At 42.3% G+C, this 23,804-nt stretch carries 20 protein-coding genes; 19 read left to right on the forward strand and 1 reads right to left on the reverse strand.

Annotated features, from left to right (window positions below; genetic code table 11):
* Window positions 1-27 precede the first annotated feature (27 nt).
* The 13 genes from AC1DIV_RS06315 to AC1DIV_RS06375 all read left to right on the forward strand — a co-directional run bounded on the left by AC1DIV_RS06315 (window position 28) and on the right by AC1DIV_RS06375 (window position 14,788).
* Window positions 28-432, forward strand: a complete 405-nt coding sequence (locus AC1DIV_RS06315) for an Asp23/Gls24 family envelope stress response protein (protein WP_477576028.1) — start codon at window positions 28-30, stop codon at window positions 430-432.
* A 432-nt stretch (window positions 433-864) separates the two neighbouring features.
* Entirely contained in the window at window positions 865-1,257 is a 393-nt protein-coding gene (gene nusB, locus AC1DIV_RS06320; protein ID WP_063590645.1) for a transcription antitermination factor NusB, read from the forward strand.
* Between the two features lie 69 nt (window positions 1,258-1,326).
* On the forward strand, window positions 1,327-2,202 hold the full coding sequence (gene folD, locus AC1DIV_RS06325) for a bifunctional methylenetetrahydrofolate dehydrogenase/methenyltetrahydrofolate cyclohydrolase FolD (protein ID WP_477576000.1): 876 nt from the start codon (window positions 1,327-1,329) through the stop codon (window positions 2,200-2,202).
* A gap of 139 nt (window positions 2,203-2,341) precedes the next feature.
* Window positions 2,342-3,694, forward strand: a complete 1,353-nt coding sequence (gene xseA, locus AC1DIV_RS06330) for an exodeoxyribonuclease VII large subunit (RefSeq protein ID WP_057278793.1) — start codon at window positions 2,342-2,344, stop codon at window positions 3,692-3,694.
* Window positions 3,691-3,924, forward strand: coding sequence for an exodeoxyribonuclease VII small subunit (locus AC1DIV_RS06335; RefSeq protein ID WP_034308286.1), 234 nt, complete (start codon window positions 3,691-3,693; stop codon window positions 3,922-3,924). The genes xseA and AC1DIV_RS06335 overlap by 4 nt, the downstream gene beginning before the upstream one ends.
* Window position 3,925: 1 nt before the next feature.
* On the forward strand, window positions 3,926-4,819 hold the full coding sequence (locus AC1DIV_RS06340; RefSeq protein ID WP_251540910.1) for a polyprenyl synthetase family protein: 894 nt from the start codon (window positions 3,926-3,928) through the stop codon (window positions 4,817-4,819).
* Window positions 4,820-5,068: 249 nt separating this feature from the next.
* A complete protein-coding gene (gene dxs, locus AC1DIV_RS06345; protein WP_048681832.1) occupies window positions 5,069-6,961 on the forward strand; it encodes a 1-deoxy-D-xylulose-5-phosphate synthase in 1,893 nt (630 codons plus the stop codon).
* Between the two features lie 4 nt (window positions 6,962-6,965).
* Window positions 6,966-7,793: a TlyA family RNA methyltransferase gene (locus AC1DIV_RS06350; protein WP_477576002.1), complete on the forward strand. Its 828-nt coding sequence runs from the start codon at window positions 6,966-6,968 to the stop codon at window positions 7,791-7,793.
* A gap of 320 nt (window positions 7,794-8,113) precedes the next feature.
* Window positions 8,114-8,563 carry a transcriptional regulator AhrC/ArgR gene (gene ahrC, locus AC1DIV_RS06355; RefSeq protein WP_034308279.1) on the forward strand — a complete coding sequence of 150 codons (450 nt, stop codon included), beginning with the start codon at window positions 8,114-8,116 and terminating at the stop codon, window positions 8,561-8,563.
* A gap of 22 nt (window positions 8,564-8,585) precedes the next feature.
* Complete coding sequence (gene recN, locus AC1DIV_RS06360; protein WP_048681817.1) at window positions 8,586-10,301, forward strand: DNA repair protein RecN; 1,716 nt, start codon at window positions 8,586-8,588, stop codon at window positions 10,299-10,301.
* Between the two features lie 161 nt (window positions 10,302-10,462).
* On the forward strand, window positions 10,463-11,755 hold the full coding sequence (gene spoIVB / locus AC1DIV_RS06365; RefSeq protein WP_251540909.1) for a SpoIVB peptidase: 1,293 nt from the start codon (window positions 10,463-10,465) through the stop codon (window positions 11,753-11,755).
* Between the two features lie 329 nt (window positions 11,756-12,084).
* Complete coding sequence (gene spo0A, locus AC1DIV_RS06370; protein WP_034308269.1) at window positions 12,085-12,876, forward strand: sporulation transcription factor Spo0A; 792 nt, start codon at window positions 12,085-12,087, stop codon at window positions 12,874-12,876.
* Window positions 12,877-14,053: 1,177 nt separating this feature from the next.
* The gene (locus AC1DIV_RS06375; protein WP_072273212.1) at window positions 14,054-14,788 is read left to right on the forward strand and encodes a glycerophosphodiester phosphodiesterase; all 735 of its coding nucleotides are present in this window, start codon (window positions 14,054-14,056) and stop codon (window positions 14,786-14,788) included.
* A 38-nt stretch (window positions 14,789-14,826) separates the two neighbouring features.
* Here the strand turns inward: AC1DIV_RS06375 and AC1DIV_RS06380 are convergent, their stop codons facing one another.
* Complete coding sequence (locus AC1DIV_RS06380; RefSeq protein WP_034308264.1) at window positions 14,827-15,063, reverse strand: DUF2627 domain-containing protein; 237 nt, start codon at window positions 15,061-15,063, stop codon at window positions 14,827-14,829.
* A 205-nt stretch (window positions 15,064-15,268) separates the two neighbouring features.
* On the opposite strand from AC1DIV_RS06380, the gene AC1DIV_RS06385 reads away from it, so the two are divergent.
* The 6 genes from AC1DIV_RS06385 to AC1DIV_RS06410 all read left to right on the forward strand — a co-directional run bounded on the left by AC1DIV_RS06385 (window position 15,269) and on the right by AC1DIV_RS06410 (window position 23,676).
* Window positions 15,269-17,329 (forward strand): sigma-54 interaction domain-containing protein, encoded by a 2,061-nt coding sequence (locus AC1DIV_RS06385; RefSeq protein WP_477576004.1) that lies wholly within the window; start codon window positions 15,269-15,271, stop codon window positions 17,327-17,329.
* A gap of 368 nt (window positions 17,330-17,697) precedes the next feature.
* Window positions 17,698-18,795, forward strand: a complete 1,098-nt coding sequence (bcd, locus tag AC1DIV_RS06390; RefSeq protein ID WP_048679307.1) for a branched-chain amino acid dehydrogenase — start codon at window positions 17,698-17,700, stop codon at window positions 18,793-18,795.
* Window positions 18,796-18,929: 134 nt separating this feature from the next.
* Window positions 18,930-20,351, forward strand: a complete 1,422-nt coding sequence (gene lpdA, locus AC1DIV_RS06395) for a dihydrolipoyl dehydrogenase (protein ID WP_477576006.1) — start codon at window positions 18,930-18,932, stop codon at window positions 20,349-20,351.
* A gap of 24 nt (window positions 20,352-20,375) precedes the next feature.
* Complete coding sequence (locus AC1DIV_RS06400) at window positions 20,376-21,371, forward strand: thiamine pyrophosphate-dependent dehydrogenase E1 component subunit alpha (RefSeq protein ID WP_048679300.1); 996 nt, start codon at window positions 20,376-20,378, stop codon at window positions 21,369-21,371.
* 12 nt (window positions 21,372-21,383) lie between these two features.
* Window positions 21,384-22,367, forward strand: a complete 984-nt coding sequence (locus tag AC1DIV_RS06405; RefSeq protein WP_048679296.1) for an alpha-ketoacid dehydrogenase subunit beta — start codon at window positions 21,384-21,386, stop codon at window positions 22,365-22,367.
* Between the two features lie 25 nt (window positions 22,368-22,392).
* Window positions 22,393-23,676, forward strand: a complete 1,284-nt coding sequence (locus AC1DIV_RS06410; protein ID WP_477576008.1) for a dihydrolipoamide acetyltransferase family protein — start codon at window positions 22,393-22,395, stop codon at window positions 23,674-23,676.
* Window positions 23,677-23,804: the final 128 nt, after the last annotated feature.

The following is a 23,804-nucleotide window of genomic DNA, read 5'->3' on the forward strand; positions in this document are numbered from 1 at the left end:
GACAGGAGGTGCTTTTGAATGAGTGAAATGGAAGGCCAATTACTCGAAATGAATGATTATAATAGTGGGCTGGGCAAAGTGGAGATTGCGCCTGAGGTGATAGAGGTGATTGCGGGTATCGCTGCATCGGAAGTTGAAGGTGTTGCACATATGCGCGGGAATTTCGCTACGGGTGTTGTTGAAAAGCTTGGTAAAAAGAACCACGGTAAAGGTGTTAAAGTGGACTTAACGGGAGAAACCATCAAAGTCGAACTTTATTGTGTCATGAAGTTTGGTGTTTCAATTCCGAAAGTTGCTCAGGAAGTGCAAGATAACATTCGTGAAGCTTTGTTGAATATGACCGCTATCGACGCTGGCGAAGTGAACATTCATGTAGTGGGCATTGCGTTTGAAAACGCTAAACAAGAAGCGGATTACGAACAAGAAGTGTAAGTGGGCTTCATTCGATTCACACCTGCAAAAACCCGGCAAAAAGCCGGGTTTTTGTTTTTTTGAATGTAAACTCAAAGATACCCGTTTTTGGAGCCTGCTTATAATATTAAATTTAAATGAACATAATAAGGCGGTGTCTGGAAATTTCCCTTTAATTCAAGGGTGATTTCTGTTAGAGTGTAAAAGGTGAAATATGAGCATGAAAGCTAGGCAAGAGCTTTTTGACACTTTCAAAAAGTATGGGACTGTGTTGGCCGTTGGAAAGTAATCTTGAATCAAGATATTGAATCTTTTGGCCTTTAATTTAGTGGGATTTAGCTTGTTTTTATAAATAATATAGCGAGAATCTTAATATTTTTGAAAAAATGTTATTTAATGTTCGTTTGTTCTAGCATTTTCATATATAATAGTAGATGTAAAAGGAGTAAGATTATGAAAAGAAGAGAAGCCCGTGAAAAATCCCTTCAAGCACTATATCAGATAGATATTGCGAACTCGAATGCAGAAGAAGCAATGGAAAGCGTACTGGATGGTGCTCCCACTGATAATTATTTCAAGAAATTAGTAATGGGGATAACGGAAAATCGTGAACAAATTGATGGAATGATCAGGGACAATTTAGAGAATTGGACGTTGGAAAGACTGGCGAACATTGATCGGAATTTACTGCGGATCGCGGTTTATGAAATGATTCACAGTGAAGATGTTCCTGTAAGTGTTGCAATGAATGAAGCTATTGAAATTGCTAAGAAATTCGGTGATGATCAATCAAGCAGCTTTGTAAATGCCGTTTTATCCAAAGTGAAGGTGAAAAGCGGCAGCTAAAGCTGCAGCCTTGAACAAGGATTCTCTCAGCAATTTCTTTAGCAAAATTAACTTGGGAGGAATAAACACATGTCAGCTCAACTCATTAATGGTAAAGAAATTGCAGAGTCAGTTAGGCAGGAAAYCAGTAAGGAAGTTCAACAGTTACGTGAAAAAAATATCGTTCCGGGTTTAGCTGTAATCCTGGTGGGTGACAATCAAGCCTCTCAAACTTATGTGCGCAATAAGCAAAAGGCCTGTGAGGACTTGGGTATGCATTCCGTACTAATTAAAAAGCCTGCGGAACTCTCTCAGGAGGAATTAATTCAGAGCATTGCTGAATTAAACCAGGATGACAGCATTCATGGTATATTGGTGCAGCTGCCCTTGCCTGGACATATTCAGGAAAAGGCGATCATTGAAGCGATTTCCCCTGAAAAGGATGTAGATGGATTCCACCCGATTAATATTGGGCGGATGATGACGGGACAAGATGCATTTTTACCTTGTACTCCATACGGCGTCATGGTGATGCTTGAGTATATCGACTATGACCTTGAAGGTAAGCATGTTGTCATCGTAGGGAGAAGTAATATCGTCGGAAAACCAGCCGGACAATTGTTTTTAAATGCAAATGCAACCGTTACATACTGTCATTCACGGACAAAGGATCTTGCTTATTATACCAAGCAAGCCGATGTCGTTGTGGCAGCGGTCGGAAAGAGGGACACGATCACGAGTGACCATATTAAAGAAGGCGCAATCGTCATTGACGTCGGAATGAACAGGAATGATGAAGGGAAGCTTTGCGGTGATGTGGCGTTTGATGAAGTGAAAAATAAGGCTTCATACATTACACCTGTTCCTAAAGGCGTTGGTCCCATGACGATTACGATGCTTATGAAGAATACGGTCAAATCTGCTCAAAAAGCACTTGAATTAAACAAGCAAGCATTAAAAAGCTGAAAAAAACGTTAAATTATTTTAAAGAAGCGGACCTCTTGTTTTATAATAACGGGAGACCGCTTTTTTTCCATTCATGGATTTATGATAATCTATAGGTGAGTTTTCTTTATATCCGATTTCCATCGGAAGGAGACATTATATGAGCAACCAACAATATTTGAGTGTGTCGGCTTTAACGAAGTACATCAAAAGGAAGTTCGATGCCGACCCCCATTTGCAAAATGTATACATAAAAGGTGAAATTTCAAATTTTAAACAACATACAAGCGGACATATGTATTTTACTTTAAAGGATGAGAAGGCACGGCTTCTCTCCGTTATGTTTGCCGCCAATAATAAAGGGATGAAATTCCTGCCCGAAAATGGCATGAAGGTACTTGTTAAGGGTGATATATCATTATACGAAGCTGGAGGACAGTATCAGCTTTATGTGAAAAGCATGGCCCCTGATGGTGTGGGGGATTTATATCTTGCTTATGAACAGCTGAAGAAAAAGCTGGAGGGGGCAGGCTTGTTTTTGGCCGAACACAAGAAGCCCATCCCGCAATACCCTAAGTCTGTAGGGGTCATTACTTCGCCGACCGGAGCTGCATTAAGAGATATCCTGACAACCATCAAGCGGAGATATCCGATCGCCAGGATCATCGTTTATCCAGCACTTGTACAAGGGAATAATGCCGCTAAATCGATTGCCAAGGCAATTTCCATGGCGAACGCAAGGGCAGAAAGCGATGTTCTCATTGTCGGAAGGGGCGGCGGGTCGATCGAGGAACTATGGGCCTTTAATGAGGAGATAGTGGCTGAATCGATATATGATTCCGATATACCGGTAATTTCTGCTGTCGGTCACGAAACCGACTTTACGATTGCTGATTTTGTCGCCGATATGCGTGCTCCTACACCTACTGGTGCAGCAGAGTTAGCGGTTCCTCACTTGAATGAAATACTCGAACGCCTGATGAACCGCAAGAATCGATTGACCCGCTCCATTCAAGAAGCGGTGAATTTTGAACGAACCCGTTTGACCAGGATGGAGAGGTCTTATGCTTTCCGTTACCCACATAAAATGTACGAACAGAAGCTGGAACAACTAGACAAGACGATGGACAGGCTAGGGAGGACCAGCACGCGATATTTCATGAAAAAGAGAGATGAGCTGAATCAGCTGAACGATATTTTGAAAAAGCAGCATCCTGAACAAGCGGTGAAAAATGCGAAAGATGAACTGCAGCAGCATGCAAAGGTTTTACGGAGGGCCATGGAAGCCATCTATCGGCATAAATCTCAGCAGTTCGTCCATATTACAGCCACTTTATCTGCCCTCAGTCCACTAAAAATCATGGAACGGGGCTATGGATTGGTTTTTGCTGAGGATGAGACATTAGTGAAAAGTACACAGCAAGTATCAAAAGGGGATAAGATAGCGGTTTCGATAAAAGATGGAACTCTTGAATGTGAAATTAAAGAAATTAAGGAGCGGATTGAATCATGACAAAAAAACAGGAAGCTACATTTGAAGAAGCGATGGAGAATCTCGAAAAAATTGTAGAGCAGTTGGAAGAAGGCGATGTGCCCTTGGAAGAAGCCATTTCGATATATAAACAAGGAATGGATTTATCAAGGCTTTGCCATTCAAAGCTTAAGGCTGTTGAAGATCAGTTGACTCAAATTTTACGCGAAGATGGGGAACTTGAAAACTTTGCTGTACAGGAGGAAGAATGACATGGGTACGGCGTCCTTTGAAATGTTTTCTAATGAATATAAGGCAATTATAGAACGCGAAATCGTCGAATATGTCAATAAACTTAAAGCCCCGGCAGTAGTCAAAGAAGCCATGATCTATTCACTGCAGGCAGGGGGGAAACGGATTCGCCCATTATTGGTCTTTGCGGTTTTGGAGGCCTTTGGAAAAAGCTTGAGGATAGGGATTCCAGCAGCGGCTGCCATTGAAATGATTCATACATATTCTTTGATTCATGATGACCTTCCGGCAATGGATGATGATGATCTCCGCCGCGGAAAACCGACGAATCATAAAGTGTTCGGTGAAGCGGTGGCCATACTGGCAGGTGATGCGCTTCTTACTTATAGCTTTCAATTGGTGACGGATATGATCGATCCCGAGGTCACGGCTGAAATGAAGCTGAACCTTGTAAGTGAAATTGCGAAGTCTGCCGGAGCCGAAGGAATGGTTGGGGGGCAAGTTGCCGATATGGAAGGTGAGAATAAACAGCTGACCCTTCAGGAATTGGAGTATATTCATGAACATAAAACAGGGAAGTTATTGACTGCAAGCATCCTTTCCGGTGCTATATTAGCAGGGGCGAGTGAAGAACAGCAACTGCATTTACGTGACTTTGCATACCACCTGGGGCTTGCTTTTCAAATTCGCGATGATATTCTGGATATTGAAGGGTCAGTCGAGTTGATCGGCAAGCCGGTTGGCAGTGATGTGGGGAATCATAAAAGCACATATCCTTCTTTACTAACCCTTCAAGGGGCAAAGCAAAAGTTGGAACATCATATAGAACTTGCCCATGCCGCTTTAGGAAAAACAACCTTACAAACGGGTTTGTTGAATGAACTAACTGATTTAATTGCGAACCGTAATCATTGATTGTGGCTAAATTTGTTATCAATTGAGGTTTTGTGGTATACTCATTGTGCAAAAATATGTGAAAATCAAAATGAATTTTTTAATTGAGATACGTGATAAAATAGGTATAATAAGCCGCCGAAATCACCTGGGTGTTGGCGGCTATTTTTTAACTTAAAACCAATTTTTCGGTCAAGTCTTCCATAGCCCTCTTTTATGAGGCTTTGTTTATGCTAACAACCGAAAATGACAGAAAGTGAGTGGTCCAGTTTGGATCTTCTATCTATAAAAGACCCTTCTTTTTTGAAGAAGATGAATAATGAAGAACTCGTCGAGTTAAGTGTGGAAGTACGGAAATTCCTTGTGGAAAAATTATCGGTGACCGGTGGGCATATTGGTCCCAATTTAGGTGTCGTCGAGTTGACTATTGCCTTGCATAAAGAATTCGACAGTCCGAATGATAAAATTTTATGGGATGTCGGACATCAATCCTATGTCCATAAAATCCTGACTGGCAGAGCAGGGGAGTTCGACACCTTAAAGAAATATAAAGGTCTTTGCGGTTTTCCTAAAATGATTGAAAGCCCCCATGATGTTTGGGAAACCGGTCACAGTTCGACTTCCCTTTCAGCTGCAATGGGGATGGCGGCTGCCCGTGATATCAAAGGGGAAAGCAGCTTTATTTTGCCTGTAATCGGAGACGGTGCCCTAACAGGGGGAATGGCGCTTGAAGCGTTGAATCATATCGGTGATGAAAAAAAGGACATGATCGTTATCCTGAATGATAATGAAATGTCCATAGCCCCCAATGTAGGTGCCTTACACACGATATTGGGAAGGTTGCGGACAGCAGGTAAATATAACTGGGCAAAAGATGAATTGGAGCTGCTTTTGAAAAAAATTCCTGCAGTCGGTGGTAAACTTGCGGCTACAGCTGAACGCTTGAAGGATAGCATGAAGTATTTATTGGTATCAGGAATCTTTTTCGAAGAACTCGGATTCACATACCTTGGACCAGTAGATGGACATAATTATGAAGAATTGCTTGAGAATTTAAGATATGCCAAGAAAACGAAGGGACCGGTCCTGCTGCATGTCATCACGAAAAAAGGCAAGGGATATTCACCTGCCGAGTTGGACACAACCGGGAATTGGCATGGGACAGGCCCATACAAGATAGAGACAGGCGATTTCGTGAAATCCCCTAGTAAGGGTCCTGCTTGGAGCGCTCTCGTAAGCGATACTGTCAGCAGGTTAGCCCGTGACGATGAGCGGATTGTCGCGATTACACCTGCAATGCCCGTAGGTTCGAAATTGGTGGGCTTCTCTCAAGAGTTCCCAGAGCGTTTCTATGATGTAGGGATTGCCGAGCAGCATGCTGCAACTTTTGCAGCCGGATTGGCAACGCAAAAAATGAAACCATTCCTGGCTATATATTCAACCTTCCTGCAAAGGGCTTATGACCAGGTGGTGCATGATATTTGCCGTCAGAATTTGAACGTATTCATAGGAATCGATCGTGCCGGATTGGTTGGTTCCGATGGTGAAACGCATCAAGGCGTTTTCGACATTGCTTTCTTGCGCCACGTACCGAATATGGTGCTGATGATGCCGAAAGATGAAAACGAAGGCCAGCATATGGTCAATACGGCCTTAAACTATAATGATGGTCCGATTGCGATGCGTTTCCCTCGTGGGAATGGTTGGGGAGTTGAGATGGATGCTGAATTACAGCAGATTCCGATCGGTTCGTGGGAAGTTCTTAAAGAAGGAACGGATGCTGCCATCTTAACGTTCGGCACAACGATTCCCATGGCTCTTGAAGCGGCAGAACTGCTCGAGAAAGAGGATTATTCAGTGAAGGTGGTCAATGCCCGGTTCATTAAGCCTTTGGATGAGAACATGCTAAGCAGTCTCCTTGGTGAAAAAATGCCTATCCTGACAATAGAAGAAGCGGTTCTTCAAGGTGGTTTTGGTAGTTCTGTTCTTGAATATGCTCATGATCAAGGATTTTATGGGGCAATTATAGATCGAATGGGGATACCTGATTATTTCATTGAACATGGAAGCGTCGATGAACTTCTTGAAGAAATCGGTCTGACAACTGAGACAGCCATCAAAAAGATTAAAATGATAACACCCAAAAAAGAAAAAAGGGCCTGAAAATATGAAAGTGATGAAAGAAAGAGTGGATGTATTACTTGTAGAACAAGGCTTGGCCGATACACGTGAAAAAGCGAAGCGTATGGTTATGGCAGGCCTTGTCTACGCGAATGAAGAAAGATACGAAAAACCGGGGGAAAAAGTGCCGGTCGATCTCGAATTCACGATCAAAGGAAAAGTCATGCCTTACGTTTCAAGAGGCGGTCTTAAACTTGAGAAGGCATTAAGGGAATTCGATTTACAAGTGAATGGAAAAATACTGATTGATATCGGATCATCAACTGGCGGGTTTACGGATTGTGCGTTGCAAAATGGCGCCATAATGTCTTATGCGCTTGATGTCGGCTATAATCAACTTGCCTGGAAGCTTAGGCAGGATGAGCGGGTAAAAGTAATGGAAAGAACCAATTTCCGTTATGTTACACCCGCCGATCTCGACGGGGAGATGCCAAACTTTGCAAGCATTGATGTTTCCTTCATCTCGCTTACGTTAATTTTACCGGTGCTAAAGACCTTGCTCGTCCCGAATAGTGATGTCGTTGCCTTGGTTAAACCGCAATTCGAAGCCGGGAAGGATCAAGTGGGTAAAAAGGGGATTGTTCGTGATCCCAAAATCCATAAACAAGTGTTGGATAAGATCATTTCTTTTTCTTTAAAGGAGGGCTATGATATCAAGGATGCCTCCTTCTCACCGATTACCGGCGGTGATGGAAACATTGAATTCTTACTTCATTTACACTGGCAAGGGTCGAAGGAAGATGGAGCATTATTGCTTTCGAAAACGGTTGATGACATCGTTGGAGAGGCCCATGCCCAATTTAAAAAAGAATAGCTAGAACTTTGTATGGCTCCTTTGGCTGAACGGTTGGCTAAAGGAGCTTTTTGACTATACATTGTCGTCATGAACTTGAATCATTTATGGGTGGATACATAAAATAGGTAAGTGCAAAAATTAGACTTGTATTCATTTTAGAGAAAAAGTTGTACAATTGCATAAAAATCCGATAACATTAATATTAGCCACTTAGTAAAGCGGCCTATTTGCACGTACTGATGATACCGAGGCAAATTGGGCAGCTTGCTTAAAGTAAGAAATGAAAGTGATACCATTACCATTAAATGAGCAACAGTTGAGAAGAGGTGCTTCTACTTATGAATAAAGGACAACGACATATAAAAATAAGGGACATTATAACGAATAATGATATCGAAACACAGGATGAGTTAGTTGAAGAATTGAAATTAGCTGGATACAATGTAACTCAAGCCACCGTTTCAAGGGATATTAAAGAGCTTCACCTTGTAAAAGTTCCTTTAACGGATGGAAGGTATAAATACAGTCTGCCGGCCGACCAACGTTTCAATCCACTTCAAAAATTAAAGAGAATCCTTGTCGATGCATTTGTACGCATTGACTCAGCCAACAATTTGCTGGTTATGAAGATGCTCCCGGGTAATGCCCAGGCCATCTGTGCATTGATTGATAATTTAAATTGGCAAGAAATACTCGGGACGATCGGCGGCGACGATACATGTTTAATTATCTGCCGTTCTGAGGAAGATGCAAAGATCATTTCCGGCAAATTCTTGGACATGCTCTAATAATGTTGTGAGGTGACCTAGTTTGTTAACAGAACTATCGATTAGGAATTTTGCGATCATAGACAGCCTGTCCGTTTCATTTGAGAAAGGCTTGACGGTCTTGACAGGAGAAACAGGGGCAGGGAAGTCAATCATAATAGATGCCGTTCATCTCTTGGTTGGGGGCCGTGGTTCTGCAGAGTTCATTCGGCATGGTGAGTCGAAGGCTGAAATAGAAGGACTATTCCAAATTGAAGATGAAAAACACCCGGTCTTTGCCAAAGCGGAAGAGTTTGGCCTGGATATGAATGATGGGATGGCGATACTTCGAAGGGATATCTCACAGAGCGGTAAAAGCGTTTGCAGGGTAAATGGGAAGCTGGTAACGATTTCCACATTACGTGAGATAGGGCGGACATTGATAGACATCCATGGTCAGCATGAACATCAGGAATTAATGGATGAACGACTCCATCTTCCGCTGCTCGATCAATTTGGCGGTGAAAAAATCGCATCTGCACTCACGGAATACCAAAAGCTATATAAACGTTATGAAACGGCTTCTAAACAATTGAATGGTTTGAGCCAAAATGAACAGCAGATGGTCCATCGCCTTGATCTGATCCAATTTCAATTCGATGAAATCCAAAAAGCTGATTTGAAATTACGCGAAGATGAAGAATTGATGGAAGAACGGAAGAAAATTAATAATTTCGAAAAAATCCATGAAGCGCTGCAAACCAGTTATAATGCTTTAAATGGCGAGCAGCATGCAATTGATTGGCTTTCCGTAGCCATGAATAATTTGGAGGAAGCGGCAGGGCTTGATGAAGGTTTAAAGCACAGCTCTGAAACCGTTTCAAATAGCTACTTCCTGCTCGAAGAGGCTGTGTCAAACATCCGGGACCAATTGGACTCTTTGGATTATGATACAGAACGTGTGGAATTCATTGAAAGTAGACTTAATGAAATAAATCAATTAAAGCGTAAATACGGGCGTACCATCGAGGAAATCCTGGAATATGGGGCCGCAATTGAAGAAGAAGTCGAAAAGCTGCAAAATAGGGAAACCCATATCGCGAAGCTTGAAAAGGAAATGAAATCCATCAAGGCAGATCTAATCGTCGAAGCAAAGAATCTGTCTGAACTTCGCCAGAAATTCGCTCAGCAGCTAACCAAAAAGATTCATCAGGAATTAAAGGATTTATATATGGAAAAAACAATTTTCGAACCTCATTTCCTTCAGACAGCCTATACTTTCGATGAATTGTCAGATAGGGGCATTAATCAGTCAGGGCTGGATTCAATGGAATTTTATATTTCCACCAATCCAGGTGAACCGTTAAAACCTCTTTCTAAAATCGCATCTGGTGGAGAACTGTCGAGGATCATGCTGGCTTTGAAAAGCATTTTCTCCAAGCATCAAGGCATAACGTCCATTATATTTGATGAAGTGGATACAGGTGTAAGCGGACGGGTTGCCCAATCCATTGCCGAAAAGATCTATAAAGTGGCAACTGGATCACAAGTATTGTGCATATCCCATTTGCCTCAGGTGGCAGCCATGGCGGATACTCACCTTTTCATAGCGAAAAATGTAAGGGCCGGACGCACGAATACCTCGGTCAAGCCGCTAATTGAAACTGAAAAAATAAAAGAAATTGGCAGGATGATTTCGGGAGTAGAGATTACGGACTTGACGAAACAACATGCCAATGAATTAATCCAGCTGGCCAAAAGGCTGAAGATTACATCTTGATGGGCCGGTAAGAACATTATTTGAACTTATCATAAGCATTCATTGTAAAGCTATCCAAAAACGGATAGCTTTTATTTTTTGCACCTGTTATAAATGACTGTCATGAGGGCTAAATTAAAGGTGTAGCCATAAAGTTTCAGAGAGCGAGGAGAGTGAATGGATTGAAATTTATATGGATAAACAGGATCATCGGTGGAATTCTCCTTGTTTCGCTATTAACATTAGGGTTATACCAGCCATCTCGTGAATATTTTTTAATTCCAAATCATCTTGTACTATTTGAAGGAAGTCAATATAGTATTTCCAAATCATTGCCTGTTTCTGCAAAAACTTCGGGAACCAGTGATGGAATTTCACTTCATGATGAACAAGCTTCGATTACGCTTGGTGCTGAGAAACCAGGTACGAATGAAGTGTTACTCGATGTAGCAGGCTTGCCTGCCAAAAAGGTCGACATCAGGGTGTTAAAAGACTTTAAGGTCATGCCTGGAGGCCAATCCATTGGAGTGAAGCTTAATACTCTTGGGGTGCTCGTAGTGGGTCATCATCTTATTGATACGGCGCAGGGGAAAAAATCACCGGGAGAAAAAGCGAAAATTGAAATCGGTGATATTATTACAGAAATCAATGGTCAGACGATAAAGAAGATGGGGGATGTAACCCCTTTTGTTCAGCAGGCAGGTGAAAAGGGTGAGGCGTTGAAAATTGTCATTAACCGTGATAATGAAGTGCTTCATAGTACCTTATTACCGCTAAAAGATAAGAATGAAGGAACTTACAAATTGGGTTTGTATATCCGTGATTCGGCAGCTGGCATCGGAACGATGACGTTTTATCACCCGGATTCAAAAAAATATGGGGCGTTGGGACATGTCATATCCGATATGGATACAAAAAAGCCGATTGTTGTTAAGGACGGACAGATCGTTCAATCGACGGTCACATCCATCGAAAAAGGAAGCAATGGTGATCCGGGAGAAAAATTGGCACGCTTTTCTTCCAATAAAGAAAAAATAGGAAATATTAATCGCAATAGTCCCTTTGGCATTTTTGGGAAATTAAATCAAGATTTTAAAAATGGAATTAACGACAAACCACTCCCCATCACCCTTTCCCATGAGGTAAAGGAAGGGCCAGCAAAAATCCTTACAGTGGTGGATGGTTCTCAAGTGGAGGAATTCGATGTAGAAATCGTCAGTTCCATCCCACAGAAGTTTCCTGCAATCAAAGGAATGGTCTTAAAAGTGACGGATAAAGAATTGCTTCAAAAAACGGGTGGGATTGTTCAAGGTATGAGCGGCAGTCCTATCATACAAAATGGGAAATTAATCGGTGCAGTCACCCATGTATTCGTTAATGATCCTACAAGTGGGTATGGAGTCCATATCGAATGGATGTTAAACGAAGCCGGTATAAATATATACGACAAAGATAATTATGAAAAGGCAAGCTAAGAATCCGGGTATCCTTTTGGATGCCCCTTTTTAATGGAAAATTATGATTAGCATAGGTTTGGGTCGGTATTAATTTTGATTTCTTCAAAAAATAGAGGTTTTTTTGGAACGATGTGATAAAATGAAAACGATATGAAGATTTTTCGACAAACGGTTTATTCCAATAGCAAACGAAGTCGAAAACAAGAGATATCCGGAGAATAATATTGAATTCCTTATATTTTTTCAAAAATAAAAGGAATTTAGTTTCCATTGTCGAAAAGTTCAATTACAATAGAATTTAGTCATATAGAAAAAAAGACCAATTGTAGTTGAGGAGGAAATCAAGCGTGAAAAAAATTAAGGTGTGCGTTGTAGATGATAATAGAGAACTTGTTGGCCTTCTGGAAGAATACATTTCTGCACAGGAAGACATGGAAGTGATTGGGGTGGCACATAACGGTCAAGATTGCCTGGGTATGCTAGAAAGCGTTGATCCGGATATTTTGATCCTCGATATTATCATGCCTCATTTAGATGGGTTAGGTGTACTTGAGAAACTTCGTGAAGTAAAACGGGGTGCCATGCCTAATGTGATAATGCTTACTGCCTTTGGTCAAGAAGATGTAACGAAAAAAGCAGTTGATTTGGGTGCGTCTTATTTTATCCTGAAACCATTTGATATGGAAAATCTGGCCAATCACATCCGTCAGGTAAGCGGTAAAGGGCAGGCGGTTTTAAAAAATCATAGTCAATTTAGCTATCGTCCCCAAAATGAATCCAAACCGAAGAACCTTGATGCAAGCATCACCAGCATCATTCACGAGATTGGAGTGCCTGCACATATTAAGGGCTATTTGTATTTAAGGGAAGCCATATCCATGGTATATAATGATATTGAACTATTGGGTTCCATCACCAAAGTTTTATATCCGGATATCGCAAAAAAATACAATACTACGGCCAGCCGAGTTGAACGTGCTATCCGGCATGCGATTGAAGTGGCTTGGAGCCGTGGAAATATAGAATCCATATCATCTCTTTTCGGCTATACCGTAAGCATGACAAAGGCAAAACCTACAAATTCCGAATTCATTGCCATGGTTGCCGATAAGCTGCGCCTCGAACATAAAGCTTCTTGACAGGGGTAGGAACGTTGATTTGACGCAATTTGGACGGGAATTTAACCGTGAATTTATCGCTATTCCGATAAACCTTCCGGTGGAATACCAATAAAGACTGATCGTATTTGGCGGATGAATGAACACGGCATCTTTACGAGTCAGTATATAGGAAAATTCCGCAGTCGTCCAAACTGGGCGGCTATTATTTTTGCGTAGGGGCTGGTATTCATGTCAATCCGTAATCGATTGAAAGAAATACGTCATGACCATCGTATGTCCCAAACGGAATATCAGTTTTACCCCTGCGAATAAGAGACAGGCGAACCTTCGCTTGGCAAAGTGATGCTCATCAGGAAGGTTTGGAATGATGGTCAACGAAATCATTGATAGGGAAGAATCATGACGTCCATTGTTGGGCGTTTTTTTATGCTTTCGGCTTGCCGCTCCGTTTGAATTTTTTTGGGTAAGGCACTTCCATACACTCGTCTATACGCACTGCAACACTGTTGTTATGGCGGCTATTTTAATTTTCGATTCAGTTGCAGAATCAACTCAGTTAGTAAAATGGACTTATATGAGCGATAAAGCTGGTGTAATAGGAATCCGGAAACCTGATAAGAAACGTTGGGAGGGAGAGAGCGCGAGGGAGGATGGGGAGTATTCAAATATCCGAGATGAGCGAAATGTTAAAAATGTAGAAGAAACTCGTTAAAAAAGGTGCATAGTTTAAGATATAAAGTTCAGAGGCGCAAAACATATTGGAGGTTGTCCATTTTGGACAATCTTTTTTTGTACCTATTGGAACGGATATTTTAAAACTAAATTTATGATATTTTTTGGTGGATTTCTTTATTTATAGACGCTGATTGAGGAATTGGGAAAACAAAATATGTTTTAGATTTAAAAGAATCTGTATGAACAAACAAGAAATCAATTCGAGAGGGTATGTCTCTAGGACGAAAAACGGAAGTCAAACATGGATATGCTTGAACCAAAAGGGCAATTACGATTTCCAGATATCCGCTTGCAAATCAAAAGCTTGGAAATGAAGTGGAGTGATTTGAGGAAAGGAACCTTCTATGCAGAAAATAATCACCTGCGTTTTGATTGTAGAATTGATCTAGATGAAAATAATTTGCTGTTACTGTTCATAAAATCGGTGTATAACAATTTTTGAGAGAGGCGGCGTTTCATCATGACCTTAATCTTTGCACATCGAGGCTCTGCAGGAACTCATCCGGAAAATACGATGTCGGCGTTCAAGGAAGCTGCCCGTGTCGGTGCGGACGGAATTGAAACGGATGTCCAGCTCTCGAAAGATGGAGAAGTGGTCATCATCCACGATGAAAAGCTCGATCGGACCACGAATGCCTCGGGGTATGTAAAAGACCGGACCTTAAAGGAGTTGAAAACCCTTAATGCGTCCGCAACCCATAAGGGTAATTTTGGCAAACAAAAGATTCCCACACTTGAAGAACTGTTTATTTGGCTTAATGATAATCAGCTTTTTTGCAATATTGAATTGAAAAATACGGTTTTTTTGTATCCAGGCTTAGAAGAGAAAGTCATCCGGCTCATCCGTACCTACGAAATGGAGGAAAGGATAATCCTTTCTTCTTTCAATCATTACAGTTTGGTCAATTGCCATCGATTGGCACCTGAATTGGAAACGGCACCGCTATATAGGGATGGCCTGTATATGCCGTGGATATATGCAAAGGCAATAGGCGGAAGTGCAATTCACCCAAATATCCGGGCTGCCCCTGATGAACTCATTCAATCATCGGTTAGTATGGGTATTCCTGTAAGGCCCTATACCATTAATGAAGAAACCGAGATGAAGCGGTTATTCAAATTGGGGTGCAGCGGCATCATAACCGATTTCCCCGAAGCAGCGGTACGGGTCAGAGAAGGTTTGAAGTCAAGATAAAGAAAGAAGGTGCCATAAGAGGCACCTTCTTTTTGCGTTTAAAATTTATTGAACCTGCTCTGGACCTTATTTTGTTTTCGATCTCGATGTAGGACGAAGCCGGCGATAAAGGCTATTCCGCCTATCGTAATGAGCAGTCCTATTAAAAATTGCAGCCAAAGGAATGGATAGGGAGGCTGTAAAATACCGAACACCATGTCCCTCATTATTTTTATGCCATAGGCAGCAAAGGCACCGGGGATAAAAAGAATCAAAAAAGCGATTAAACGTTTCATGCAGTCAAATCCCTTCCGAAAATTCCGTCTTTAAAAAATGATAAAGGATATAAATTATTTGTCAAGTAACGGGAATCTAGATAATGACTGGGAGTTGGCGGCTGTTTTTAAAGGGGGCCGATATGGTAAAATGGTGTGGAGTATGAAAAAAATTGCAGGGAATGATCTATTTAAAGGGGTAATTATTTCTTAAGGGGGATGGCTGATGCAAAAGGTCATGATAGTAGGGGGAGGAGTGGGAGGGACGACCGTGTTGAAACTCCTATCGGAAAGTGAAGTGTTCTCCATTGTTTGTATGGCTGATACGAATGAATCTGCTGAAGGGATGCTTGCTGCGAAGGAACGAAAGATTCCTACTGTGACTAATTGGAGCATGGGATTGGAGTGGGATTTGGACATCATATTTGATACGACCGGTGACCCGTCTGTCTATAAAAAGATAAAAAGGGACATGGGCGAACAAACGATTCTCATTCCTGGAAGTGTCGCCCTCATTATGACTAAGTTGTTTGAAGAGAAAAATCGTTTAATAAGTAAATTGGAGAATACCTCCGCAAAAATGGATTTGATCCTTAATACGACCAGTGAAGGGATGGTGGTGATTGACCATGAAGGATTCATCATCATGTTCAATGATAGTGCGGAACGTGCATCAGACACAAAGCGCGAGGATGTGATAGGGAGACATATCAAAGATTTCATCCCATCAACAGGATTGCTGCGAGTGATGCAAACGAACCAAAAAGAAGTGAATCAGGAAATCACCCTTGGCAATGGGATGGAACTCATAACGACAAGGATACCTCTCGTGAATGCCGATAAGGAAATCATAGGGGCTTTTGCTGTGTTCAGGAATAAAATGGAAGCTGTGCGATTGGCGGAGCAGATCACTGATTTAAAAGAAATACAGACGATGCTCCAGGCAATCATTCAATCCAGTGATGAAGCTATATCTGTTGTGGATGATCAAGGAAGGGGGCTTTTGATCAATCCTGCATATACAAGAATCACTGGCTTAACAAAGACCCAAGTGATCGGTAAGCCGGCTTCCATCGATATTTACGAAGGCGAAAGTATGCATATGAAAGTGCTTCAGACAAAAAAACCTGTTCGTGGTGTCAATATGCGTGTCGGCCCAAAACACAAGGAAGTGATCGTGAATGTTGCTCCAATCATTGTGGATGGGTGCCTGAAAGGAAGTGTTGGCGTCATTCATGATGTATCGGAAATTCAAGCCTTGACCCACGAACTTAATCGGGCAAGACAGATCATCCGGACATTGCAGGCTAAATATTCCTTTGATGATATAATTGGGGCTTCCGAAGAGATGAAGCTTCCCATTGAACAGGCGAAATTATCGGCAAGAACACCAGCTACTGTCTTATTAAGAGGGGAATCAGGGACGGGCAAAGAGTTATTTGCACATGCCATCCATAATGCAAGCGATAGAAAGTTCAATAAATTCGTTCGGGTAAATTGTGCGGCCATCTCGGAATCATTACTTGAAAGTGAACTATTCGGTTATGATGAAGGAGCCTTTACCGGGGCAAGCAGGGGCGGAAAGGTCGGTTTTTTTGAAGAGGCAAATCAAGGGAGTATCTTTTTGGACGAAATTGGTGAATTGCCAGCCAACATTCAAGCTAAATTACTGCGGGTTTTACAAGAAAAGGAAATCGTCAGAGTGGGGGGGACGAAGCCGATCCCCATCAATGTCCGGGTCATAGCCGCTACGAATATCAATCTTGAACAGGCCATCGCAAACGGATCATTCAGGGAAGACTTATATTTCAGGCTGAACCGCATGCCTATTTTCATTGCTCCATTAAGAAAGAGAAAAGAAGATTTGAGAGAATTGGCGGAGCATTTGATTAATAAAATCAATCAGGAGTATGGACGGAGCATAGAGGGAATTACAGCAGCAGCTATACATAAGATGCAAATCTACAACTGGCCGGGAAATGTAAGGGAACTGGAAAATATCTTAGGACGGGCAATCATTTTCATGAAATTGAACGAGACAATCATTGATATCCATCATATTCCGGATTTTATCGAAGAGATTCCATTAAAACAACAAGAGAAATTATTAATGAAGCCTTCCGGCTACGTATCGGGGAAACCGCTCTCGGAGATAATAGACCAGTATGAAGCCGAAATCATTCAGCAAGCGTTCCACACCCACAAGGGAAATAAAACACTTACGGCAAAAGCGCTGGGGATTTCAGTTAGAAATCTATATTATAAAATGGAAAAACTAAATCTGTGAAAAATTTTGCATGCAATCATTTGCGCACTATGAAAAAAAGTGCGTGGAATTTTCTGATTTATTTTAATTTAAGCGAGACTCCACTTCTGACATGAAATTTTTTTGAATTTGTTATAGGCTATAGTTGCCCAACATATTAACCAGCATGTCCTTTTTTTGGATAAAAAGATGCTGATTATGTATTTTATTGGCATGTTATTTGCATATTTAAAGGTGCATGGGTTTTTCAAGGGAACCATTCCCCATGGGGAAAATATCATGTGAGTAGCGGATTTTTATTTAAAACGAACGTAGGAACAAGTAAGAATGAGGAGAAATTCAGTAGTCTCATATCTGACATGTATTAAACATCTAGGGAGGATTCCTTTATGGAAATTTTTAAATATCTTGAGAAGTATGATTACGAGCAACTGCTATTCTGTCAGGATAAACAATCGGGTTTGAAAGCGATTATTGCCATTCATGATACAACATTAGGGCCTGCGCTTGGAGGCACAAGGATGTGGACGTATGCATCTGAAGAAGATGCCATTGAAGATGCCTTAAGGCTTTCGAGAGGAATGACATATAAAAACGCCGCTGCCGGCTTGAATTTGGGCGGGGGGAAAACCGTCATCATCGGCGATCCGCGTAAGGATAAAAATGAAGAAATGTTCCGTGCATTCGGAAGGTATATCCAAGGGCTGAATGGCCGTTATATAACAGCTGAAGATGTAGGTACAACGGTTGAGGATATGGATCTCATTCATGAGGAGACGGATTTTGTCACGGGGATTTCCCCAGCATTCGGTTCTTCGGGTAACCCTTCCCCGGTAACGGCATATGGGGTATACCGCGGTATGAAGGCTGCTGCAAAAGAGGCATTCGGAACTGATTCCTTAGAAGGCAAGGTGGTTGCAGTCCAAGGCGTCGGGAATGTTTCTTATAACTTATGCCGTCATCTTCATGAGGAGGGCGCCAAGCTTATCGTTACGGATATCAATAAAGAAAGCGTGGCCCGTGCGGTTGAATCCTTTGGGGCGACTGCAGTGAATCCAGATGAAATTTATGGAGTCGAATGTGATATCTATGCACCTTGTGCATTAGGGGCTGTCATAAATGATCAAACAATCAATCAAATCAGGGCGAAGGTCATTGCAGGTGCTGCGAATAATCAATTAAAGGAAACTGTTCATGGCGATCAAATTCATGAAAAAGGGATTATATATGCTCCTGATTATGTAATTAATGCAGGGGGAGTCATAAACGTGGCCGATGAGCTTTTAGGGTATAATCGGGAAAGAGCCCTTAAGAAAGTGGAAACGGTTTATGATACAATTGAAAGAGTCATCGAGATTGCAAAACGTGATCAAATCCCAACTTATAAAGCGGCGGATAGGATGGCAGAGGAGCGAATTGCTCGCATGAGGAATTCAAGGAGCCAATTCCTGCAAAATGAAAAACATATCCTGAATGGAAGAAAATGAATGTAATTTTACAAGATTAGATTCCTGTGTTTTTTTAAATAAACACAGGAATTTTCAACATGGATAACGTAATAAACATAGGGCAAGTAAAAATGGTGACAAATTGTATGTATTTGTGAGGAGGAGGAGTGGTTTTGGCTGAAGAATTTGACCTCGTTATCCTCGGAGGAGGAACAGGCGGGTATGTGGCGGCAATAAGGGCTGCTCAATTAGGATTGAAAACGGCTGTCGTGGAGAAAGGCAAGCTCGGCGGAACGTGTCTACATAATGGCTGTATCCCTTCGAAAGCACTTTTAAGGAGTGCGGAAGTTTATCAGACTGCAGTGAAAAGTGAGGAATTCGGTATTGTTACCGGGGATGTAAAGGTAGATTTCCTTAAAGTGCAGGAAAGAAAGAATAAAGTGGTCGATCAACTCTATAAAGGAGTTCAGCACTTGATGAAACAGGGAAAGATAACGGTTTATGAAGGGTTAGGGCGTATACTTGGTCCTTCTATATTTTCACCGATGCCTGGGACAATTTCCGTGGAAATGAATGATGGCACCGAAAATGAAATGCTCATCCCCCAGAATGTCATCATTGCCACCGGATCGCGTCCGAAGACACTGCCCGGTTTAGCGATTGATGGGGAATTGGTGCTTACATCGGATGAAGCTCTAAAGCTTGAGAGCCTGCCAAAATCGATGATTATTGTAGGCGGTGGAGTTATCGGCATTGAATGGGCTTCGATGCTCAATGATTTTGGTGTGGAAGTGACAGTACTGGAATATGCAGATAGAATCATCCCGACAGAAGACCATGATATTTCCAGTGAAATGCTTCGTCTCCTGACGAAAAAAGGCGTCAAATTCGTTACAGGTGCCAAGGTATTGCCTGAAACCCTGAAAACGGATGATTCAGTATCCATTTCTGCTGAAGTCAGAGGTTCGGTAGAGGAATTCACAGCTGAAAAAATGCTGGTTTCCGTAGGCAGATCGGCAAATGTTGAAGGGATCGGCCTTGAAAATACGGAGATTGTGAAAGAAAAAGGTTTTATTGAAACCAATGACTTTTTCCAAACGAAGGAATCACATATCTATGCGATCGGTGACTGTATCGGCGGTCTGCAATTGGCACACGTTGCCTCCCATGAAGGTATTACGGCCGTTGAACATATTGCAGGCAAAAAACCGGAACCGCTGGATTATTCGCTCATTTCAAAATGTGTATATTCAAGCCCTGAGGCTGCAAGTGTCGGTTTGACGGAAGATCAGGCAAATAAGGAAGGCTTTGACCTTAAAATAGGGAAATTCCCATTCCGTGCAGTTGGTAAGGCCCTTGTTTTCGGGGAAGCGGATGGTTTTGTCAAAATCATCGCCGATAAGAAAACGGATGATATACTGGGCGTTCATATGATCGGGCCACATGTTACGGATATGATTTCAGAAGCTGGACTTGCAAAAGTGCTTGACGCGACACCTTGGGAAATAGGCAAGACAATTCATCCGCACCCAAGTCTTTCCGAAGCAATCGGAGAGGCGGCCCTTGCTGTCGATGGACGTGCCATTCATTCATAAAGAATAAGGTCAGGAGGTTTTATGATGGTAGAAAAACGTCATGAACAATTAGGCTTAAATGAGGAAACGGTTTTAGATATGTACCGGACAATGCTTTTGTCCCGCAGAATTGATGAGCGCATGTGGCTTTTAAACCGATCCGGGAAAATTCCCTTCGTGATTTCCTGCCAGGGGCAAGAAGCTGCTCAAGTTGGGGCAGCGTTTGCGCTTGATCGGCAAAAGGATTATGTACTGCCTTATTATCGGGATGTAGGTGTTGTGCTTACCTTCGGAATGACCGCAAAAGACTTGATGCTTTCAGGCTTCGCGAAAGAGGAAGATCCCAATTCCGGCGGGCGCCAAATGCCTGGTCATTTTGGTCAAAAGAAAAATAGGATCGTCACTGGTTCATCGCCTGTAACGACACAGGTCCCGCATGCTGTCGGAATTGCCCTTGCAGGGAAGATGGAAGGTAAGGATTTGGTAACATTCGTAACGTTTGGGGAAGGTTCATCCAATCAGGGCGATTTTCATGAAGGGGCCAACTTTGCAGGTGTGCATAAGCTACCGGTCATTTTCATGTGTGAAAATAATAAATATGCGATTTCCGTTCCTATTGAGAAACAGCTATCGTGTGAAAATGTTTCCGACAGGGCGATTGGATATGGAATGCCTGGAATAACGGTGGATGGCAATGACCCATTGGAAGTGTATGCTGCGGTGAAAGAAGCGGCTGACCGTGCACGAAGGGGAGAAGGCCCTACACTGGTAGAAACCGTCTCATATAGGCTCACACCACATTCAAGTGATGATGATGACCGAAGCTACCGGACGGCGGACGAAGTGGCCGAAGCCAAAACGAAGGATTCCATAATGACATTTGGAGCCTATTTAAAAGAAGTGGGAATCATGGATGATGACCTTGAGAAACAAATGAATGATGAAGTAATGAAGATAGTCAACGAAGCAACCGATTATGCTGAAAATGCTCCATATCCGAAGGCTGAAAGTGCTATGAATCATGTGTATGCACAAAAGTAAGGGGGTAATAGAATGCCAGTGATTTCATATATAGATGCCGTGACAATGGCAATGAGGGAAGAGATGGAACGTGATTCCCGTGTATTCGTATTGGGTGAGGATGTAGGAAAAAAAGGCGGGGTCTTTAAAGCCACTAATGGTTTATACGACCAATTCGGTGAAGAGAGGGTCATCGATACTCCGCTCGCTGAATCTGCAATCGCAGGAGTTGGGATTGGAGCCGCCATGTATGGGCTTCGGCCGATAGCTGAGATGCAATTCGCTGATTTCATCATGCCTGCCATTAACCAAATCGTTTCAGAGGCAGCCAAAATCAGATACCGTTCCAATAATGACTGGAGCTGTCCTATGGTAATCCGTGCTCCATATGGAGGGGGGATTCATGGAGCTCTTTATCATTCGCAATCGGTTGAAGCGATCTTTGCCAATCAGCCGGGCTTGAAAATTGTGATGCCATCCACTCCATATGATGTAAAGGGTTTGCTTAAAGCTGCCATTCGCGACGAAGACCCAGTGCTTTTCTTTGAACATAAACGCGCGTACCGCTTGATCAAGGGTGAGGTGCCTACTGAAGATTATGTACTTCCCATCGGTAAGGCGGATGTGAAAAGGGAAGGGGAAGACATTACTGTCATCTCCTATGGCCTTTGTGTGCATTTTGCCCTTCAGGCAGCCGAAAAATTAGCTGCAGATGGAATTTCTGCACATGTTCTTGACTTGCGTACCGTCTATCCTTTGGATAAGGATGCCATCATAGAAGCGGCTTCTAAAACAGGAAAAGTATTACTTGTTACGGAAGATAATAAAGAAGGAAGCATCATGAGTGAGGTCGCAGCCATAATTGCCGAGCATTGCCTTTTTGATTTGGATGCCCCTGTAAAACGATTGGCCGGCCCGGATGTACCTGCCATGCCTTATGCGCCTACGATGGAAAAACAATTCATGGTGAATCCCGATAAAGTGGAAAAAGCAATGAGGGAATTGGCCGAGTATTAATGACTGTTAAGAAGGAGGATGAATTATGGCTATGGAATTAATGAAGATGCCCCAACTAGGCGAAAGTGTCACGGAGGGAACCATCAGTAAATGGCTTGTGAAGCCTGGGGATCATGTCACGAAATACGACCCGCTAGCTGAAGTGATGACGGATAAAGTAAATGCTGAGGTTCCTTCTTCCTTCACCGGCATCATCAAGGAATTGAAAGCGGATGAGAATCAAACATTGGCAGTCGGGGAAGTCATCTGCTCGATTGAAGTTGAAACGGCAAAGACGGGTAACGAAAATGCCGGGCAAGTTTCTCATAGTGAGGAAAAAGTTGATGCACCTGTTACAAGAGATGTGCAGCAAGCGGCAGAACCATCAAGGAAAGCTCGCTATTCGCCAGCTGTGTTAAAACTTTCCCAGGAGCATGGAATCGATCTATCAAAAGTTAAAGGAACGGGGAATGAGGGACGGATCACCCGTAAAGATTTACTGAAACTTGTTGAATCAGGGAATCTTCCTAAGGCGGATGAGCCTTCCGCAATTTCCGATGCGGCTCCTGAAGAGATTGCCCCTCAAGTCAATCGTCAAACAAGTCCAGTAACAAACGTGCCGACTGCGGCTGGTGACAAGGAAATACCGGTAACCGGCATCCGTAAGGCAATTGCGTCCAATATGTTGAAAAGTAAGCACGAAATTCCGCATGCTTGGACGATGGTGGAAGTTGATGCCAGCAATATGGTGAAGTTGCGTGATAATCTAAAATCCGATTTTAAACAAAAAGAAGGCTATAATTTAACGTACTTTGCCTTTTTCGTAAAAGCAGTTGCTCAAGCCCTTACGGAATTTCCAGAACTGAATTCGATGTGGGCCGGCGAAAAAATCATACAAAAGAAAGAAATCAATATATCGATAGCCGTTGCAACTGAAGATGCCCTATTTGTTCCGGTCATTAAAAATGCAGATGAAAAATCAATCAAAGGTATAGCAAGGGAAATACAGGAACTTGCATCCAAAGTGAAGTCAGGTAAGTTAAAAGCAGAGGATATGCAAGGTGGTACGTTCACTGTTAATAACACTGGCTCATTCGGTTCTGTCCAGTCCATGGGAATCATCAATTATCCACAGGCAGCCATTTTACAGGTTGAAACGATTGTAAAACGTCCAGTGGTCATTAATGACATGATTGCAGTACGAGATATGGTGAATCTCTGTTTATCACTTGATCATCGTGTTTTGGACGGACTGGTATGCGGACGATTCCTCGCGAGGGTTAAAGAAATCATCGAAAAGATTTCCAAAGACAACACTCCGATATACTAAAATGAAGAAAAGGAGGGCCGGAAGGTCCTTCCTTTTTTTTTGCACTTCGCTTTTCCGTAGAAAAACATCGACAAAAATTTTATTTTTGCTATTATTTTATTAAGAGCTGTTCTAATACAGGTCAGGGG

The organism is Peribacillus sp. 05N428 (assembly GCF_056397085.1).

Coding starts and splice junctions, on each gene's coding strand:
- AC1DIV_RS06380 (WP_034308264.1), bottom strand. CDS start 15,063: ATGAAACGTTTAATCGCTTTTTTGATTCTTTTTATCCCCGGTGCCTTT.
- AC1DIV_RS06315 (WP_477576028.1), top strand. CDS start 28: ATGGAAGGCCAATTACTCGAAATGAATGATTATAATAGTGGGCTGGGC.
- AC1DIV_RS06350 (WP_477576002.1), top strand. CDS start 6,966: ATGAAAGTGATGAAAGAAAGAGTGGATGTATTACTTGTAGAACAAGGC.
- AC1DIV_RS06400 (WP_048679300.1), top strand. CDS start 20,376: ATGGTAGAAAAACGTCATGAACAATTAGGCTTAAATGAGGAAACGGTT.
- nusB (WP_063590645.1), top strand. CDS start 865: ATGAAAAGAAGAGAAGCCCGTGAAAAATCCCTTCAAGCACTATATCAG.
- AC1DIV_RS06340 (WP_251540910.1), top strand. CDS start 3,926: ATGGGTACGGCGTCCTTTGAAATGTTTTCTAATGAATATAAGGCAATT.
- bcd (WP_048679307.1), top strand. CDS start 17,698: ATGGAAATTTTTAAATATCTTGAGAAGTATGATTACGAGCAACTGCTA.
- AC1DIV_RS06335 (WP_034308286.1), top strand. CDS start 3,691: ATGACAAAAAAACAGGAAGCTACATTTGAAGAAGCGATGGAGAATCTC.
- AC1DIV_RS06405 (WP_048679296.1), top strand. CDS start 21,384: ATGCCAGTGATTTCATATATAGATGCCGTGACAATGGCAATGAGGGAA.
- ahrC (WP_034308279.1), top strand. CDS start 8,114: ATGAATAAAGGACAACGACATATAAAAATAAGGGACATTATAACGAAT.
- AC1DIV_RS06385 (WP_477576004.1), top strand. CDS start 15,269: ATGCAAAAGGTCATGATAGTAGGGGGAGGAGTGGGAGGGACGACCGTG.
- AC1DIV_RS06375 (WP_072273212.1), top strand. CDS start 14,054: ATGACCTTAATCTTTGCACATCGAGGCTCTGCAGGAACTCATCCGGAA.
- AC1DIV_RS06410 (WP_477576008.1), top strand. CDS start 22,393: ATGGCTATGGAATTAATGAAGATGCCCCAACTAGGCGAAAGTGTCACG.
- xseA (WP_057278793.1), top strand. CDS start 2,342: ATGAGCAACCAACAATATTTGAGTGTGTCGGCTTTAACGAAGTACATC.